This is a genomic window from Pseudomonas sp. F9001, assembly GCF_013385435.1.
Taxonomy (GTDB): Bacteria; Pseudomonadota; Gammaproteobacteria; order Pseudomonadales; family Pseudomonadaceae; genus Aquipseudomonas.
Window position 1 is genome coordinate 538,177 of the sequence record NZ_JACAPX010000013.1, and the last position, 16,570, is coordinate 554,746.

17 protein-coding genes are annotated in these 16,570 nt (G+C 61.6%); 7 read left to right on the top strand and 10 right to left on the bottom strand.

The annotated features are described in order from the left end of the window. Positions 1-163: 163 nt before the first annotated feature. The 4 genes from HX818_RS15030 to glyQ form a co-directional block, all read right to left on the bottom strand. Positions 164-934 carry a 1-acyl-sn-glycerol-3-phosphate acyltransferase gene (locus tag HX818_RS15030; RefSeq protein WP_177020338.1) on the bottom strand — a complete coding sequence of 257 codons (771 nt, stop codon included), beginning with the start codon at positions 932-934 and terminating at the stop codon, positions 164-166. Between the two features lie 84 nt (positions 935-1,018). After that, a complete protein-coding gene (gene gmhB, locus HX818_RS15035; protein WP_166742131.1) occupies positions 1,019-1,555 on the bottom strand; it encodes a D-glycero-beta-D-manno-heptose 1,7-bisphosphate 7-phosphatase in 537 nt (178 codons plus the stop codon). A 2-nt stretch (positions 1,556-1,557) separates the two neighbouring features. Then, positions 1,558-3,612 (bottom strand): glycine--tRNA ligase subunit beta, encoded by a 2,055-nt coding sequence (gene glyS, locus HX818_RS15040; RefSeq protein WP_003213599.1) that lies wholly within the window; start codon positions 3,610-3,612, stop codon positions 1,558-1,560. Continuing rightward, positions 3,609-4,562, bottom strand: a complete 954-nt coding sequence (gene glyQ, locus HX818_RS15045) for a glycine--tRNA ligase subunit alpha (protein ID WP_003213601.1) — start codon at positions 4,560-4,562, stop codon at positions 3,609-3,611. The genes glyS and glyQ overlap by 4 nt, the downstream gene beginning before the upstream one ends. 81 nt (positions 4,563-4,643) lie before the next feature. On the opposite strand from glyQ, the gene HX818_RS15050 reads away from it, so the two are divergent. Both HX818_RS15050 and HX818_RS15055 read left to right on the top strand, forming a co-directional pair. Further along, a complete protein-coding gene (locus HX818_RS15050) occupies positions 4,644-5,201 on the top strand; it encodes a DNA-3-methyladenine glycosylase I (protein WP_003213603.1) in 558 nt (185 codons plus the stop codon). Positions 5,202-5,241: 40 nt separating this feature from the next. Further along, the gene (locus HX818_RS15055) at positions 5,242-6,129 is read left to right on the top strand and encodes a lysophospholipid acyltransferase (RefSeq protein ID WP_177020339.1); all 888 of its coding nucleotides are present in this window, start codon (positions 5,242-5,244) and stop codon (positions 6,127-6,129) included. Positions 6,130-6,263: 134 nt separating this feature from the next. On the opposite strand, the gene HX818_RS15060 is transcribed toward HX818_RS15055, so the two are convergent. Genes HX818_RS15060 through def form a run of 5 tightly spaced genes read right to left on the bottom strand, consistent with a single transcriptional unit; the run spans position 6,264 to position 10,820 of the window. Next, positions 6,264-6,575: a lipopolysaccharide assembly protein LapB gene (locus HX818_RS15060; RefSeq protein ID WP_003213608.1), complete on the bottom strand. Its 312-nt coding sequence runs from the start codon at positions 6,573-6,575 to the stop codon at positions 6,264-6,266. Between the two features lie 18 nt (positions 6,576-6,593). Beyond that, a complete protein-coding gene (trkA, locus tag HX818_RS15065) occupies positions 6,594-7,967 on the bottom strand; it encodes a Trk system potassium transporter TrkA (RefSeq protein WP_003213611.1) in 1,374 nt (457 codons plus the stop codon). 22 nt (positions 7,968-7,989) lie between these two features. Continuing rightward, positions 7,990-9,300: a 16S rRNA (cytosine(967)-C(5))-methyltransferase RsmB gene (rsmB, locus tag HX818_RS15070; RefSeq protein ID WP_177020340.1), complete on the bottom strand. Its 1,311-nt coding sequence runs from the start codon at positions 9,298-9,300 to the stop codon at positions 7,990-7,992. Further along, positions 9,297-10,256, bottom strand: a complete 960-nt coding sequence (gene fmt / locus HX818_RS15075; RefSeq protein ID WP_003213615.1) for a methionyl-tRNA formyltransferase — start codon at positions 10,254-10,256, stop codon at positions 9,297-9,299. Before fmt ends, rsmB begins: the two co-directional genes overlap by 4 nt. 57 nt (positions 10,257-10,313) lie before the next feature. After that, a complete protein-coding gene (gene def / locus HX818_RS15080; RefSeq protein WP_003213617.1) occupies positions 10,314-10,820 on the bottom strand; it encodes a peptide deformylase in 507 nt (168 codons plus the stop codon). Positions 10,821-10,970: 150 nt separating this feature from the next. On the opposite strand from def, the gene HX818_RS15085 reads away from it, so the two are divergent. The 3 genes from HX818_RS15085 to HX818_RS15095 all read left to right on the top strand — a co-directional run bounded on the left by HX818_RS15085 (position 10,971) and on the right by HX818_RS15095 (position 13,529). After that, on the top strand, positions 10,971-11,759 hold the full coding sequence (locus HX818_RS15085; protein WP_177020341.1) for a peptidoglycan-binding protein: 789 nt from the start codon (positions 10,971-10,973) through the stop codon (positions 11,757-11,759). A gap of 63 nt (positions 11,760-11,822) precedes the next feature. After that, positions 11,823-12,917: a DNA-processing protein DprA gene (gene dprA, locus HX818_RS15090; protein ID WP_177020342.1), complete on the top strand. Its 1,095-nt coding sequence runs from the start codon at positions 11,823-11,825 to the stop codon at positions 12,915-12,917. Positions 12,918-12,971: 54 nt separating this feature from the next. Beyond that, positions 12,972-13,529, top strand: a complete 558-nt coding sequence (locus HX818_RS15095) for an L-threonylcarbamoyladenylate synthase (RefSeq protein ID WP_003213622.1) — start codon at positions 12,972-12,974, stop codon at positions 13,527-13,529. A 139-nt stretch (positions 13,530-13,668) separates the two neighbouring features. Here HX818_RS15095 and HX818_RS15100 read toward each other — a convergent pair whose 3' ends face one another. Beyond that, positions 13,669-14,646, bottom strand: coding sequence for an NADPH:quinone reductase (locus HX818_RS15100; protein WP_076013283.1), 978 nt, complete (start codon positions 14,644-14,646; stop codon positions 13,669-13,671). A 158-nt stretch (positions 14,647-14,804) separates the two neighbouring features. On the opposite strand from HX818_RS15100, the gene hemF reads away from it, so the two are divergent. Then, entirely contained in the window at positions 14,805-15,734 is a 930-nt protein-coding gene (gene hemF, locus HX818_RS15105) for an oxygen-dependent coproporphyrinogen oxidase (RefSeq protein WP_003213625.1), read from the top strand. After that, entirely contained in the window at positions 15,734-16,552 is an 819-nt protein-coding gene (gene aroE / locus HX818_RS15110) for a shikimate dehydrogenase (RefSeq protein ID WP_102367811.1), read from the top strand. Before hemF ends, aroE begins: the two co-directional genes overlap by 1 nt. Positions 16,553-16,570 lie beyond the last annotated feature (18 nt).

Sequence of the window (16,570 nt, forward strand, 5' to 3'; positions counted from 1 at the left end):
GTGCATAAAAAACCGGTCTCAAGGACCGGTTTTTTAATGCGGAAAAAACTTATGCACCTTTTCCGCTGTTTTATGAGCTTGGGAAATATGTAAGTAAATCAGCAGCCTATAAGCTAAAAAGCGCAATTCGCCAACAAACCGTACACAGGTTATCCACAGAAACTCAAATCACCGGCGTATCCACCACGACCGGCTCCGGCGGCAACGAACCCATGGCCCTTTGTTGCGCTTCATTCCATGCCTGGGCACGGTCGTTCAGCGCTGCAATGGCACGTGGGCCTTCGCCCTCGGCATACATGGGCTCGCCAATGATTACAGTGATGGTGCCTTCACGCTTGGCCCAGCCGGTCTTTGGCCAGAACTTGCCGGCATTGTGGGCAATTGGCAGCACCGGCAGCCCGGCGTTCACCGCCAGGGCCGTACCGCCACGTGAGAACTTGCCCACAGTGCCGTAGGGCACGCGTGTGCCTTCAGGGAAGATCAGCACCCAAACCCCATCCTTCAACAGCTCATCGCCCTTCTTGGCCACATGCTTGAGTGCGGCCTTGGGGTTGTCGCGGTCGATGGCGATCGGTCGCAGCATGGCCATGGCCCAGCCGAAGAATGGTACGTACAGCAGCTCACGCTTGAGCACCTGGCTCAGGGGCGAGAAATACGCAGACAGGAAAAAGGTTTCCCAGGTGCTCTGGTGGTTCGACAGAATCACACAAGGCTGGTCCGGGACGTGTTCGGCGCCCTTGATCTCGAAACGAATGTTCAGGAACACCTTGGTCAACCACAGCGCGCAGTTGCACCAAAAGACGTTGATGAAACGATAGCGCGCCTTGAACGGCAGGAAAGGCGCGATAAAAAAGCTCAGGGTGCACCAGAGAAAAGAGCTGGTGCCCAACAGCAGGTAAAAGAAGAAGGTTCTGATGGCCTGCAAAATCGACATGGCGGCATTTACCGTTGCGGGACAACGCCCGCCTGTTAAAAGCGCGCTCCCGAACAGTCCTTGGTCAGGAAGTCAGAAGGGCTGCTAGTTGTTGATAAGTTCTGCGGCAACCGCCGCCAGATCGTCAAAAATCAAAGTACCTACCGGCAGGGTTTTAGCCTGGGTCTTTTCGCCTTTCCCGGTTTTTACCAAAACTGGCTGAGAGTCGACGGCTTTGGCGGCTTCCAGGTCACCGAGGCTGTCCCCGACAAACCATAGCCCAGCCAACGGCACGTTGTAATGTTCAGCAATAGTTTTAAGCATACCCGGTTTGGGCTTGCGGCAATCGCAGCCTTCATCCGGGCCGTGCGGGCAATACACCACCAGCCCTACTTCACCGCCCTGCTCTGCCACCAGCGTGCGCAGGCGCGCGTGCATGGCGTCGAGGGTGGCGATGTCGTAGTAGCCGCGGGCGATGCCGGACTGGTTGGTGGCGATGGCCACTGTCCAGCCCGCTTTGCTCAACTGCGCGATGGCCTCGATCGAGCCGGGCAGTGGAATCCATTCCGCCACCGATTTGATGTAAGCGTCGGAGTCGTAATTGATCACTCCGTCCCGATCGAGAATCAGCAGTTTCAACATGGTCAGCTCAGTACGGAAATGTCAGCGATATTGATGAACAGGCCGCGCAGGCGCGCCAGCATGGCGTAGCGGTTTTTCCGCACGCCCGCGTCTTCGGCATTGATCATCACCGCTTCGAAGAACGCATCCACCGGCTCACGCAAGGTGGCCAGGCGCGCCAGTGCTTCGGCGTAGTTGCGTTCGGCGATCAGCGGCTTCACTGCGTTTTCCGCCTTGGCGATGGCCGAGTTCAGCGAGAACTCCTTGGCATCGGCAAACAGGCCCGGGTCGACTTCGGCATTACCGAGGTTGTCGGCCTTGCTCAGCAGGTTCGACACACGCTTGTTCACGGCGGCCAGGGCACCGGCTTCCGGCAGCTTGCGGAAGGCCTGTACGGCCTGCACACGCTGGTCGAAGTCCAGCGCCGAACCTGGTTGCAGGGCACGTACCGACAGGTACACCGAAACGTCCACACCTTCGTCTTCGTAACGCGCACGCAGACGGTCGAACACGAACTCCAGCACTTGCTCGGCCAGGCCCGCTTGCTTGACCTTGGCACCGAACTGGCCAACCGCAAACACCACGGCCTGGGTCAGGTCGAGGTCGAGCTTCTTGTCGATCAGGATGCGCAGCACGCCCAGGGCCGCACGGCGCAGCGCATACGGGTCTTTGCTGCCGGTAGGCAACATGCCGATACCGAAGATACCGACGAGGGTATCCAGCTTGTCAGCGATGGCCACGGCCGCACCGGTGAGGGTGGTCGGCAGCTCGGCGCCGGCACCGCGCGGCATGTACTGCTCGTTCAGCGCCAGGGCGACGTCTTGCGGCTCGCCATCATTCAGGGCGTAGTAGTAACCGGCAACACCTTGCATTTCCGGGAACTCGCCGACCATCTCGGTGGCCAGGTCGCACTTGGACAGCAGGCCGGCACGCGCAGCCCAGGCAGCATCGCCACCAATGCGTGGCGCGATGTAGGCCGCCAGCTTGGAAACCCGCACGGCCTTGTCGTAGACGCTGCCGAGTTTTTCCTGGAACACCACGTTCTGCAGGCGCAGGTTGAAGTCTTCGAGCTTCTGCTTCTTGTCTTGCTTGAAGAAGAACTCGGCGTCAGTCAGGCGCGGGCGAACGACTTTTTCGTTACCGGCGATGATCTGCTGCGGGTCCTTGCTTTCGATGTTGGCCACGGTGATGAAGCGCGGCAGCAGCTTGCCGTCGACGTCCAGCAGGCAGAAATACTTCTGGTTGTCCTGCATGGTGGTGATCAGCGCTTCCTGCGGCACGTCGAGGAAACGCTCCTCGAACGAGCACACCAGCGGCACTGGCCATTCAACCAAAGCGGTCACTTCGTCCAGCAGGCTTGGCGGCACGATGGCGGTGCCTTCCTGCAGGCGGGCCAGCTCTTCGGTACGCTTGCTGATCAGCTCGCGGCGCTCATTGGCATCCGCCAGCACATAGGCTGCACGCAGGTCATTGAGGTAGTTGGCGGGCGCGGTGATGCGCACGGCTTCCGGATGGTGGAAGCGGTGGCCACGTGAATCACGGCCGGCCTTCTGGGCGAGGATGGTGCAGTCGATGACCTGGTCACCGAGCAGCATCACCAGCCATTGGGTCGGGCGCACGAACTCTTCCTTGCGGGCACCCCAGCGCATGCGCTTGGGGATCGGCAGGTCGTTCAGCGAGTCTTCAACGATGGTCGGCAACAGGCTGGCGGTCGGCTTGCCGGTGATGACCTGGCTGAAACGCAGCTTCGGGCCGCTCTGGTCGATCTCGCTCAGCTCGACGCCACACTTCTTGGCAAAACCAAGGGCGGCTTGAGTCGGGTTGCCTTCGGCGTCGAAGGCGGCCTGGCGTGGCGGGCCGTCGAGGTTGATGCTGCGGTCCGGCTGCTGGGTTTCCAGTGCGGTGAGCAACACAGCCAGTCGGCGCGGCGCGGCGTAGACTTTTTTTGCGGCGAACTTCAGGCCAGCGGTTTGCAGGCCTTTTTCGATACCGGCCAGGAATGCGTCGGCCAGGGTATTCAGTGCCTTGGGTGGCAGCTCTTCGGTGCCCAGTTCAACCAGGAAATCTTGAGCACTCATTGTGCAGCCTCCAGCTTAGCCAACACTTCATCACGCAGGTCCGGGGTGGCCATCGGGAAGCCCAGCTTGGCGCGAGCCAGCAGGTAGGCTTGGGCGACGGAACGCGCCAGGGTGCGTACACGCAGGATGTATTGCTGGCGCGCAGTTACCGAGATGGCACGACGGGCGTCCAGCAGGTTGAAGGTGTGGGATGCCTTCAGAACCATTTCATAGCTTGGCAACGGCAACGGCTGATCCAGTTCGATCAGGCGCTTGGCTTCGCTTTCATAGAAGTCGAACAGTTCGAACAGCTTCTCGACGTTGGCGTGCTCGAAGTTGTAGGTCGACTGCTCCACTTCGTTCTGGTGGAACACGTCGCCGTAGGTCACCTTGCCGAACGGGCCGTCAGCCCACACCAGGTCGTAGACCGAGTCCACGCCTTGCAGGTACATGGCCAGGCGCTCGAGACCGTAGGTGATCTCGCCGGTCACCGGGTAGCACTCGATGCCGCCGGCTTGCTGGAAGTAAGTGAACTGCGTCACTTCCATACCGTTGAGCCAGACTTCCCAGCCCAGGCCCCAGGCGCCCAGGGTTGGCGATTCCCAGTTGTCTTCGACGAAACGGATGTCGTGGACCAGCGGGTCCAGGCCGACATGTTTCAACGAGCCCAGGTACAGCTCCTGGAAGTTGTCCGGGTTTGGCTTCAGAACCACCTGGAACTGGTAGTAGTGCTGCAGGCGGTTCGGGTTTTCGCCGTAGCGGCCATCAGTCGGGCGACGACTGGGCTGCACATAAGCGGCGTTCCAGGTTTCCGGGCCGATGGCCCGCAGGAAGGTAGCGGTGTGGAAAGTGCCGGCGCCTACTTCCATATCGTAGGGCTGAAGTACCACACAACCTTGCTCGGCCCAGTATTGCTGGAGGGCGAGGATCAAGTCTTGGAAGGTACGCACGGCTGGCGTAGGCTGGCTCACGAAATTCACCTGTTACTTGGGCTGCGATTTAAAGAGCGGGAGTATACCCGATTCGGCCGCGCCACCATCCCCTGGAGCCTTATGCCACGCTGCTTTTGGTGTTCTGAAGATCCGCTGTACATGGCTTATCACGATCAGGAGTGGGGAACGCCGCTGCGCGATGCGCAGGGACTGTTCGAGTTGCTTTTGCTCGAAGGGTTCCAGGCGGGCCTGTCCTGGATCACCGTTTTACGCAAACGCGAGCATTATCGAAAGGTCTTGTTCGGCTTTGATGCGCAGCGTCTGGCCCAACTGAGCGATGCCGAGATCGAAGCGCTGATGCTCGATTCGGGCATCGTGCGTAACCGCCTGAAACTCAATGCCACCCGGCGCAATGCCGCCGCCTGGCTGGCGCTGCAGGACCCCGTGGAGTTTCTGTGGTCGTTTGTGGGCGGCGTGCCCAAGGTCAATCATTTCAAGGACCGCAGCCAGGTCCCGGCCATTACGCCGGAGGCTGAGGCCATGAGCAAAGCCTTGAAAAAAGCCGGCTTCACCTTCGTCGGGCCGACCATCTGCTACGCGTTCATGCAGGCCTCGGGCATGGTCATGGACCACACTCAGGACTGCGACCGTTACGCGGACCTCGCCAACGCCGGTTAGAATGGCGGTTTTGCGCACCACACACGATCAGGAGTGACCTGTGGAAAAGTTTAAAGGCGCCTTGCTGGTAGGCGCTCTTCGGTTGTTTGCCCTGCTGCCCTGGCGCGCGGTGCAAGCGGTCGGTTCGGCAATTGGCTGGATCATGTGGAAAACCCCCAACCGTTCCCGCGAGACGGTGCGGATCAACCTGTCCAAATGCTTCCCGGACATGGATCCGGCCGAGCGCGAGCGTCTCGTTGGATGCAGCCTGATGGACATCGGCAAGTCCCTGACCGAAAGCGCCTGCGCCTGGATCTGGCCGGCCCAGCGTTCCATCGACCTGGTGCGCGAGGTCGAAGGCCTGGAAGTGCTGCACGAAGCCCTGGCCTCGGGCAAAGGCGTGGTCGGCATCACCAGCCACCTGGGCAACTGGGAAGTGTTGAACCACTTCTATTGCAGCCAGTGCAAACCGATCATTTTCTACCGCCCGCCGAAGCTCAAGGCGGTGGATGACTTGCTGCGCAAACAGCGGGTGCAACTGGGTAACCGCGTGGCGGCGTCCACCAAGGAAGGCATCCTCAGTGTCATCAAGGAAGTGCGCAAAGGCGGCCAGGTGGGGATTCCTGCGGATCCGGAGCCGGCGGAATCGGCCGGGATCTTCGTGCCGTTCTTCGCCACCCAGGCGCTGACCAGCAAGTTCGTGCCGAACATGCTGGCGGGGCACAAGGCGGTCGGGGTGTTCCTGCATGCCCTGCGGCTGCCGGATGGCTCGGGCTACAAAGTGATCCTGGAAGCGGCGCCGGAAGACATGTACAGCACCGATACAGCCACTTCGTGTGCGGCGATGAGCAAAGTGGTGGAGCGCTATGTGGGGGCTTACCCGAGCCAGTACATGTGGAGCATGAAGCGCTTCAAGAAACGCCCGCCGGGTGAGGCGCGGTGGTATTGATGTACGGCTGACTCAAGGTTGGCACAAAACAAAATGTGGGAGCGGGCTTGCTCGCGAAGGCGGTGTATCAGACACAAATTCGGTGACTGACACGACGCCTTCGCGAGCAAGCCCGCTCCCACATTGGGTTCTGCTTAAGCTTGGCGGTCGAGTTTCTTCAGGAATACGGTCATTTCCTTTTCGGCCTGCTTGTCGCCATGTGCCAGGGCCGCTTCAATACCCTTCTCCCAAGCTAACCGCGCTGCAGCGTTATCACCCTGCCCCAGCTGCGCCTTGCCCAACAGCTTCCACGCCGCCGAATACTTCGGGTCGAACTCGACGCATTTCTGCAAATGCTCGGCCGCCTTGGCGTTGTCCTTCAGATCAAGATAACCCTTGCCCAAACCAAACCGCAGCAGTGAGTTATCCACACCCTTGGCGAGCATTTTTTCCAGGGATTCGAGCATGTCGGTCACTCCGTTTGATCAGAAAAAGCTCAGGCCCACGTGGAACAGCTTCTCCACATCGCGGATATGTTTTTTATCCACAAGGAACAGAATCACGTGGTCGCCCGTGGCGATCACCGTGTCGTCGTGGGCGATGATCACTTCTTCATCGCGAATGATTGCGCCGATGGTGGTGCCCGGCGGCAGGCCGATATCGCGGATCGCCTTGCCAATCACCTTGCTCGATTTTGAATCACCGTGGGCAATCGCCTCGATGGCTTCCGCCGCACCCCGGCGCAACGAGTGCACACTGACGATATCGCCGCGCCGCACGTGGGCCAGCAAGGTGCCGATGGTCGCCAGTTGTGGGCTGATGGCGATGTCGATATCGCCGCCCTGGATCAGGTCGACGTAGGCCGGGTTGTTGATGATGGTCATCACCTTCTTCGCCCCCAGCCGCTTGGCCAGCAACGACGACATGATGTTGGCTTCGTCATCGTTGGTCAGGGCCAGGAAGATATCGGCGTCGGCGATGTTTTCTTCCAGCAGCAGATCACGATCCGAGGCGCTGCCCTGCAGGACCACGGTGCTGTCGAGGGTGTCGGACAAATACCGGCAGCGTGCCGGATTCATCTCGATGATCTTCACCTGGTAGCGGCTTTCGATGGCCTCGGCCAAGCGCTCACCGATCTGCCCGCCGCCGGCGATGACGATGCGTTTATAGGTCTCATCCAGACGGCGCATTTCGCTCATCACCGCGCGAATGTTCGCTTTGGCGGCGATGAAAAACACCTCGTCGTCAGCCTCGATCACCGTATCGCCCTGGGGCAGGATCGGCCGGTCGCGACGGAAGATCGCCGCCACCCGCGTCTCGACGTTGGGCATGTGCTCGCGCAGCTGGCGCAGTTGCTGGCCCACCAACGGCCCGCCGTAGTAGGCCTTGACCGCCACCAGCTGTGCCTTGCCTTCGGCGAAGTCGATCACCTGCAAGGCGCCCGGGTGTTCGATCAGGCGCTTGATGTAATGGGTGACCACTTGTTCCGGGCTGATCAGCACATCGACCGGGATCGCGTCGTTGTCGAACAGTCCGGCGCGGGTCAGGTAGGCCGCCTCACGCACTCGGGCGATCTTGGTCGGAGTGTGAAACAGGGTGTGGGCGACCTGGCAGGCGACCATGTTGGTTTCGTCACTGTTGGTGACCGCCACCAGCATGTCGGCATCGTCGGCACCGGCCTGGCGCAGCACTGTAGGAAACGAGGCGCGGCCCTGTACGGTACGGATATCCAAACGGTCGCCCAAATCCCGCAGGCGCTCCGCGTCGGTGTCGACCACGGTGATGTCGTTGGCTTCGCTGGCCAAATGCTCGGCCAGCGTACCGCCAACCTGCCCTGCGCCGAGGATGATGATTTTCATCCGGTCACTCCCTTAAAACCATTCAGCCGCGAGCGGCGGCAATCTTGATCAGCTTGGCGTAATAGAACCCGTCGTGGCCGCCTTCCTGGGCCAGCAACTGGCGGCCATGAGGCTGCTTGATCCCGGCCTGGATGTCGAGGTCCAGTTCCCGTGCGCCGCTGGTGCGAGCAAGGAAGGCTTCGATGACTTCAGTGTTTTCGGTAGGCAGCGTCGAGCAGGTGGCGTACAGCAGGATGCCGCCTACTTCGAGGGTCGGCCACAACGCGTCCAGCAACTCGCCTTGCAGCACGGCCAGGGCGGCGATGTCGTCGGGTTGGCGGGTCAGCTTTATGTCCGGGTGGCGGCGGATCACGCCGGTGGCGGAGCACGGTGCGTCCAGCAGGATGCGCTGGAACGGCTTGCCGTCCCACCAGGTGGCGGTGTCGCGGCCGTCGGCGGCGATCAGCTCGGCGCTGAGGCCCAGGCGGGCGAGGTTTTCCCGCACACGCACCAGGCGCTTGGCTTCCAGGTCGACGGCGACGACACCGGCCAGGTCCGCTTGCACTTCCATGATGTGGCAGGTCTTGCCGCCGGGGGCGCAACAGGCGTCCAGTACGCGTTGGCCCGGGGCCAGGTCCAGCAGGTCGGCGGCCAGTTGAGCGGCTTCGTCCTGCACGCTGATCCAGCCTTCGGCGAACCCGGGCAGGTTACGTACATCGCCCGGTTCTGTAAGAACGATGCCGTCCTGGCTGTAGACGCAGGCCGTGGCCGCTACACCGGCTTCGCCAAGCAACGTGAGATAAGCGTCGCGGGTGTGATGACGGCGATTGACCCGCAGGATCATCGGCGGGTGCGCGTTGTTGGCCGTGCAGATGGCTTCCCATTGCTCGGGCCAGAACGCCTTCAGGGATTTTTGCAGCCAGCGCGGGTGGGCGGTGCGCACCACCGGGTCATGTTCCAGCTCGGCCAGCAGCGCTTCGCTTTCGCGCTGGGCGCGGCGCAGCACGGCGTTGAGCAGGGCCTTGGCCCAAGGCTTTTTCAGCTTGTCGGCGCAACCGACGGTTTCGCCGATGGCCGCGTGGGCCGGCACGCGGGTGTAGAGCAGTTGATACAGGCCCACCAGCAGCAGCGCCTCGACATCGGCGTCCGCCGCCTTGAACGGCTTTTGCAGCAGCTTGGCCGCCAGCGCCGATAAACGTGGCTGCCAGCGGGCGGTACCGAAGGCCAGGTCCTGGGTAAAGCCGCGATCGCGGTCTTCGACTTTATCCAGTTGGGTCGGCAACGAACTATTGAGGGAAGCCTTGCCGTTGAGCACGGCGGCCAGGGCCTTGGCGGCGGCCAGACGTGGGTTCATTGCGCGTCCACCGCTTGGCCGAGGACGATGCCAACGGCAAATTTCTCACGGCGGCTGTTGAACAAATCGCTGAAGTTCAGCGCCTTGCCGCCGGGCAATTGCAGACGGGTCAGACACAGCGCCTGTTCACCGCACGCTACCAACAGGCCGTCCTTGCTGGCGCCGATGATCTCGCCGGGGGCGCCCTTGCCTTCGGCCAGGGTGGCGGCCAGTACTTTCAAGGCCTCGCCATTGAGCGTGCTGTGGCAGATCGGCCACGGGTTGAAGGCACGCACCAGACGCTCCAGCTCAACGGCCGGGCGGCTCCAGTCGATGCGGGCTTCATCCTTGTTCAATTTGTGGGCGTAGGTGGCGAGGCTGTCGTCCTGCACTTCACCTTGCAGAGTGCCGGCAGCCAGGCCTGCGATGGCCTGGACGACAGCCGGCGGGCCCATTTCGGCGAGGCGATCATGCAGGCTGCCGCCGGTGTCTTGCCCGGTGATCGGGGTGGTGACTTTCAGCAGCATCGGCCCGGTGTCCAGGCCTGCTTCCATGCGCATCACGGTCACCCCGCTTTGCGCATCACCGGCTTCGACGGCACGCTGGATCGGTGCCGCGCCACGCCAGCGAGGCAGCAGCGAGGCGTGGCTGTTGATGCAGCCCAGGCGCGGGATATCCAGCACAGCCTGGGGCAGGATCAAGCCGTAGGCCACCACCACCAGCAGGTCTGGCTTCAGCGCAGCCAGTTCGGCCTGGGCATCGGCGTTGCGCAGGGTCGGCGGCTGCAGCACCACAATGTTGTTTTCCAGTGCCAGCTGCTTGACCGGGCTGGGCATCAGTTTTTGCCCACGACCGGCCGGGCGATCGGGCTGGGTGTAGACCGCCACGATTTCATAAGGGCTGGCGAGCAGGGCCTTGAGGTGTTCGGCGGCGAATTCGGGGGTGCCGGCAAAAACGATGCGCAGTGGCTCGGTCATGGGAAACGTCTCACAAAAGAAAAAGGCTTGCCGGAGCAAGCCTTTGAAAGAAGGGAATCAAGCTTGCTGGCGATGCTTCTTTTCCAGCTTCTTCTTGATCCGGTCGCGTTTAAGCGTGGACAGGTAATCGACAAACAGCTTGCCGTTGAGGTGGTCGCACTCGTGTTGGATGCACACCGCCAGCAGGCCTTCGGCAATCATCTCGAACGGCTTGCCATCACGGTCCAGGGCCTTGATCTTGACGCGCTGGGGACGGTCGACGTTCTCGTAGAAGTCGGGCACCGACAGGCAGCCTTCCTGGTACTGGCCCATCTCGTCGGTCAGGGTTTCGAACTCAGGGTTGATAAACACCAGGGGCTCGCTGCGGTCTTCGGACAGGTCCATGACCACGACGCGCTGATGCACGTCGACCTGGGTCGCGGCGAGGCCGATACCCGGGGCTTCATACATTGTTTCAAACATGTCATCGACCAACTGACGAACCTTGGCGTCCACTACGGCCACTGGCTTGGCGATGGTGCGCAGGCGTGAGTCCGGAAATTCGAGGATGTTCAAAATAGCCATAAGCGTAATTGCTGCACATGTGAGGTAAAGGCAAGTCGGCGCCGGGGATGGACCCTTGATGTGCCGGAATAAGTGCCGTGGGAAAACGTCCGAAAGCCGCGAAGGCCAAGGCGTTTCACGCGAATGCACATAATAAAGGAGATTCACCCCATGAGGAAATCGCTACTCGTCTTGCTGCTGTGGGCCCAGGCCGTTATTGCCCAGGTTCCCGAGAGCTATCCACAGGCTGGCCAACCGTTGCCGCTTCATACGCAGCAGGCCATCCAGCGCTTTTTACTGCACAACCGCATTCTCGATACCCCCCAGGAACTGGAGCACGCTCCCTATATTGTTGCAGCAGATGCCGGACGAGTATTGGGCGCCGATGGCGAGCGTATTTATGCGCGAGGTGCCCTGGACCCTGCAGTCGAAAGCTACGGGATCTTCCGTCGCGGCAAGGCCTATACCGACCCGCAAAGCCAGGAATTGCTGGGTATCAACGTCGACGACATTGGCACCGCACGTTTTGTGACGGCGGGCGATGTCAGCACGTTGGGTGTGCGGCGCGTCACCCAGGAGGTGCGTCCCGGGGATCGTTTGCTCAGCCAGCAAGCGCCCACCGACCTGGCCAGCCTGGTGATTCAGATGCCTGCTCGCGCCACTGCCGGGCACATCATCGACGTGCCACGGGGCGTGACGCAGATCGGCGTGCTGGACGCGGTGACGCTGAACAAGGGCCGTCGTGACGGCCTGACGGAAGGCCATTTGCTGGCCGTGGTGAAAACCGGGGAAACCGTTCGGGACCGAGTAACCGGTGCTCCGGTGAAGATGCCCGACGAGCCGGCCGGGACGCTATTGGTGTTCCGCACCTACGAAAAGCTCAGCTACGGCCTGGTGCTCAGCGCGTCGCGTTCGCTGGCGGTAATGGACCGTTTTGAGGCGCCTGAACGAAGACAATAATTAGGTTGCTAAATAAGTTACCAACAGAGTTATCCACAGCTTGTTCCGATCAAGGACGATCATATGTTACCGACGAATGACCGTGAAATTTCCCCGGCAGAACTGGAAGCCCGACTACGCTTGCACAGGCTGCCGGAACTGGGTCCCAAGGGCTTTAAAAAACTTATCGAGGCCTTTGGTTCTGCGTCAAAAGCCATCAGCGCACCGGCCAGTGCCTGGCGCTCCCTGGGGCTCAAGGTGGCCAGCGCCGATGCCCGGCGTTGCGAGGAAGTACGTGATGGTGCCAGTGCGGCATTGGTCTGGTTGGAGCGTCCGGCCCAGCATTTGCTGATGTGGGACCAACCCGACTACCCGGCATTGCTTGCAGAATTGGATGACGCACCCCCGCTATTATTCGTCGCCGGCAACCCGGCGATTCTGGAGAAACCGCAGCTGGCGATGGTCGGCAGCCGTCGCGCCTCCAGGCCAGGAATGGATACCGCCGCCGCGTTTTCCCGCAGCCTGGCGAGTGCCGGTTTTGTCATCACCAGTGGCCTTGCCCTGGGTATCGACGGTGCTGCTCACCAGGCGGCTTTGGATGTTGGTGGACATACAATCGGCGTGCTGGGCACCGGGCTCGAAAATTTTTATCCACAGCGCCATCGACGCTTGGCCGAGGCGATGATTGCCCAAGGCAGCGCCGTGGTTTCCGAGTTTCCGTTGGACGCCGCGCCCCAGGCCGGCAACTTCCCGCGCCGCAACCGTATTATCAGTGGCCTGTCGCTTGGGGTACTGGTGGTGGAGGCCAGCATGGCCAGCGGTTCGCTGATCACCGCTCGGCTGGCGGCGGAGCAAGGGCGCGAGGTATACGCCATCCCCGGCTCCATCCATCACCCCGGGGCCAAAGGCTGCCATCAACTGATCCGCGATGGCGCGGTGCTGGTGGAAACCATCGAGCACATTCTCGAAAACCTGCGTGGCTGGCAGGCGCTCTCCCGCCCGGCGCCGATTGCGGTCAATCATCCGCTGGTGGCGCTGTTGCACGCGGCGCCCCACACCAGTGAAGCCCTGGCGATTGCCAGTGGCAGGGCCTTGTCCGAGGTGCTGGCCAGCCTGACGGAGCTGGAACTGGAAGGCCGGGTGATCTGCGAAAGCGGGCGCTGGCTTGCGCGCGGCTAGGTTTTGTAACGAAGATCGGTAAACTGCGCAGAGCTTTAGTCCGGAGAGTGAGTAATGGTCAACAGGTGGCGGGTGCGAGAAGCCGCACGAGAAATTCGCGCAGGCGCAGTGATTGCCTATCCAACCGAGGCGGTCTGGGGCCTGGGCTGTGACCCTTGGAACGAAGAAGCGGTGGATCGGTTGCTGGCGATCAAGGGCCGGTCTGTGGATAAGGGGCTGATCCTGATTGCCGACAATATCCGTCAGTTCGATTTTCTCTTCGAAGACTTTCCCGATGAGTGGATGGACCGCATGGCCAGTACCTGGCCTGGTCCGAATACGTGGCTGGTGCCCCATCAGGACTTGCTGCCCGAGTGGATTACCGGGGTGCATGACACGGTGGCGTTGCGGGTGACTGATCATCCGCAAGTGCGGGATCTGTGCTCGCTGGTCGGGCCACTGATTTCCACCTCGGCCAACCCGCAGGGCCGCCCGGCGGCGCGCACGCGGATTCGTGTGGAGCAGTACTTCCGCGGGCAGGTGGATCTGGTATTGGGGGGGAATCTGGGTGGGCGCAAGAACCCGAGTCTGATTCGGGATCTGGCGACGGGTGAGGTTGTGCGGCCGTCTTAAGACCGAGTCGCGGCCATCGCGGGCAAGCCCGGCTCCCACACTGATCTGCAGCGAACACAAAATTTATGTTCACCGCAGAACCAGTGGGAGCCGGGCTTGCCCGCGATGCGGCCCTTACAGGCCCCAGAGAACTAAAGCCCTAAGGCAACAGAATGGTCGACCCAGTCGTGCGCCGCGCCGACAACTCAATTTGCGCCTTCGCCGCATCCCCCAACGAAAACCGTTGGTTAATATCAATCTGCAGCTTCCCGCTGATGATCATCGAAAACAGATCATCCGCCATCGCCTGCAGGTTTTCCGGGTTGTTGGCATAGGTCGCCAATGTCGGCCGGGTCACATACAGCGAGCCCTTGGCCGCCAGAATCCCCAGGTTGACCCCATCCACCGCCCCCGAAGCATTACCGAAACTCACCACCAGCCCGCGTGGCGCGACGCTGTCCAAGGATGTGAGCCAGGTGTCCTTGCCTACGCCGTCGTACACCACTGGGCACTTCTTGCCGTCAGTCAGTTCCAGCACGCGTTGTGCGACATTTTCCTTGCTGTAGTCGATGGTTTCCCAGGCGCCGAGGGATTTGGCCAGCGCCGCTTTTTCCGGCGAACTCACGGTACCGATCAGCTTCACGCCCAAGGCCTTGGCCCATTGGCAAGCCAGGGAGCCGACGCCACCGGCAGCGGCGTGGAACAGAATGGTTTCGCCGCCCTTCAACTCATAGGTCTGGCGCAACAGGTACTGCACCGTCAGGCCCTTGAGCATCGCGCCGGCGGCCTGTTCGAAGCTGATGTCGTCCGGCAGGTGCACCAGGTTGGCAGCCGGCAACACATGCAATTCGCTGTAGGCGCCCAGCGGGCCGCTGCCGTAGGCCACGCGATCGCCGACCTTGAATTGAGTGACTTCGCTGCCCACCGCATCAACCACGCCGGCACCTTCCGCGCCCAGGCCCGACGGCAAGGCCGGTGGTGCATACAGGCCGCTGCGGAAATAGGTGTCGATGAAGTTCAGGCCAATGGCCTTGTTCTGCACGCGAACCTGCTGCGGGCCGGGTTCTGCCGGGGTGTAGTCCACATACTCAAGCACTTCGGGGCCGCCATGGGCACGGAACTGGATACGTTTGGCCATCTGCACTCTCCTTAAGTCATTTCGCGTAGCCCCCTATCGGACTCCTAAGCTTGATCTTCGTCAACTGTGGCAGCAGTGGGTGCAGTGGTATCCTGTGCGCCCATTTGCCGCCGATGCCCAATGGCCTCGTGTAGCGTTGCCCGATTCAAGGTGATGTCATGACTACCCGCACCGAGGCTGTCAAAGCCTACCTGCTTGACCTGCAAGACCGCATTTGCAGCGCCCTGGAAACCTTCGAGACGGACACTCGCTTCATCGAAGACGCCTGGACCCGGCCTGCCGGCGGCGGCGGTCGCACCCGTGTGATCGAAAACGGTTCGGTAATCGAGAAAGGCGGCGTTAACTTTTCCCACGTGTTTGGCAGCGGCCTCCCACCGTCCGCCAGTGCCCATCGCCCGGAATTGGCCGGTCGCGGTTTTGAAGCCCTCGGCGTGTCGCTGGTGATCCACCCGCACAACCCGCATGTGCCGACTTCCCACGCCAATGTGCGTTTTTTCATCGCTGAAAAAGAAGGCGAAGAGCCGGTGTGGTGGTTTGGCGGCGGCTTCGACCTGACGCCCTACTACGGCAACGAAGAAGACTGCATCCACTGGCACCGCGTCGCCGAACAGGCCTGCGCGCCGTTTGGCCCGGACGTTTATTCACGCTACAAGGCCTGGTGCGACACCTACTTCCACATCAAGCACCGCAACGAACCGCGTGGCATCGGCGGTTTGTTCTTCGATGATTTGAACGAGTGGGACTTCGACACCAGCTTCGCCTTCATGCGCGCCATCGGCGACGCCTACATCGACGCCTACCTGCCGATCGTCCAGCGCCGCAAGGCCATGGCCTATACCGAGCAGCAGCGCGAGTTCCAGGAATTCCGCCGTGGCCGCTACGTCGAGTTCAACCTGGTCTACGACCGTGGCACTTTGTTTGGCCTGCAATCGGGCGGGCGTACCGAGTCGATCCTGATGTCGCTGCCACCACAAGTGCGCTGGAGCTATGACTGGAAAGCCGCCCCCGACAGCGAAGAAGCGCGCCTAACCGACTACTTCCTGCAAGACCGCGACTGGCTGGGTGTGCTGCCCAAGGCGGCGGTCTGATGGATCGTTATGTCGTCTTCGGCAACCCCATCGGCCACAGCAAGTCGCCGCTGATTCACCGTCTGTTCGCCGAACAGACCGGCGAGCAACTGGACTACAGCACCTTGCTCGCGCCGTTGGAGGATTTCACCGGCTGTGCAAAAGCATTTTTCGCACAAGGCCGTGGCGCCAACGTCACCGTACCGTTCAAGGAAGAGGCCTATCGCCTGGCCAATACCCTGACCGAACGCGCCCAACGGGCCGGCGCGGTGAATACCCTGAGCAAGCTCGGCGATGGCAGCCTGTTGGGAGACAACACCGACGGCGCCGGCCTGGTGCGGGATTTGACGGTGAATGCCGGGTTCAGCCTGCAAGGCAAACGCATCCTGCTGCTGGGCGCCGGTGGTGCGGTGCGCGGCGCGTTGGAGCCATTGCTGGCTGAGCAGCCGGCTTCGCTGATCATTGCCAATCGCACCGTGGAAAAAGCCGAATTGCTCGCCGAGCTGTTCGACGACCTCGGCCCGGTGTCCGCCAGCGGTTTCGACTGGCTGCGTGAACCGGTGGACCTGATCATCAATGCCACGTCCGCCAGCCTGTCAGGCGATGTACCGCCGATTGCCGGCAGCCTGATCGAACCCGGAAAGACTTTTTGCTACGACATGATGTACGGCAAAGAGCCTACGGCTTTCTGCCGCTGGGCCAGTGAGCAGGGCGCGGCTGTGGCAATGGATGGCCTGGGGATGCTGGTGGAACAGGCCGCGGAAGCGTTCTTCCTGTGGCGCGGCGTTCGACCGGACTCCGCGCCGGTGCTGGCTGAATTGCGTAGCCAACTGGCCTGACGCAATCCAAATGTGGGA

What these genes read in the sequence shown, in the direction of transcription:
- HX818_RS15030 (WP_177020338.1), bottom strand. Translation starts at nt 934, where the DNA reads ATGTCGATTTTGCAGGCCATCAGAACCTTCTTCTTTTACCTGCTGTTG.
- gmhB (WP_166742131.1), bottom strand. Translation starts at nt 1,555, where the DNA reads ATGTTGAAACTGCTGATTCTCGATCGGGACGGAGTGATCAATTACGAC.
- glyS (WP_003213599.1), bottom strand. Translation starts at nt 3,612, where the DNA reads ATGAGTGCTCAAGATTTCCTGGTTGAACTGGGCACCGAAGAGCTGCCA.
- HX818_RS15050 (WP_003213603.1), top strand. Translation starts at nt 4,644, where the DNA reads ATGCCACGCTGCTTTTGGTGTTCTGAAGATCCGCTGTACATGGCTTAT.
- HX818_RS15060 (WP_003213608.1), bottom strand. Translation starts at nt 6,575, where the DNA reads ATGCTCGAATCCCTGGAAAAAATGCTCGCCAAGGGTGTGGATAACTCA.
- trkA (WP_003213611.1), bottom strand. Translation starts at nt 7,967, where the DNA reads ATGAAAATCATCATCCTCGGCGCAGGGCAGGTTGGCGGTACGCTGGCC.
- rsmB (WP_177020340.1), bottom strand. Translation starts at nt 9,300, where the DNA reads ATGAACCCACGTCTGGCCGCCGCCAAGGCCCTGGCCGCCGTGCTCAAC.
- fmt (WP_003213615.1), bottom strand. Translation starts at nt 10,256, where the DNA reads ATGACCGAGCCACTGCGCATCGTTTTTGCCGGCACCCCCGAATTCGCC.
- def (WP_003213617.1), bottom strand. Translation starts at nt 10,820, where the DNA reads ATGGCTATTTTGAACATCCTCGAATTTCCGGACTCACGCCTGCGCACC.
- HX818_RS15085 (WP_177020341.1), top strand. Translation starts at nt 10,971, where the DNA reads ATGAGGAAATCGCTACTCGTCTTGCTGCTGTGGGCCCAGGCCGTTATT.
- dprA (WP_177020342.1), top strand. Translation starts at nt 11,823, where the DNA reads ATGTTACCGACGAATGACCGTGAAATTTCCCCGGCAGAACTGGAAGCC.
- HX818_RS15095 (WP_003213622.1), top strand. Translation starts at nt 12,972, where the DNA reads ATGGTCAACAGGTGGCGGGTGCGAGAAGCCGCACGAGAAATTCGCGCA.
- HX818_RS15100 (WP_076013283.1), bottom strand. Translation starts at nt 14,646, where the DNA reads ATGGCCAAACGTATCCAGTTCCGTGCCCATGGCGGCCCCGAAGTGCTT.
- hemF (WP_003213625.1), top strand. Translation starts at nt 14,805, where the DNA reads ATGACTACCCGCACCGAGGCTGTCAAAGCCTACCTGCTTGACCTGCAA.
- aroE (WP_102367811.1), top strand. Translation starts at nt 15,734, where the DNA reads ATGGATCGTTATGTCGTCTTCGGCAACCCCATCGGCCACAGCAAGTCG.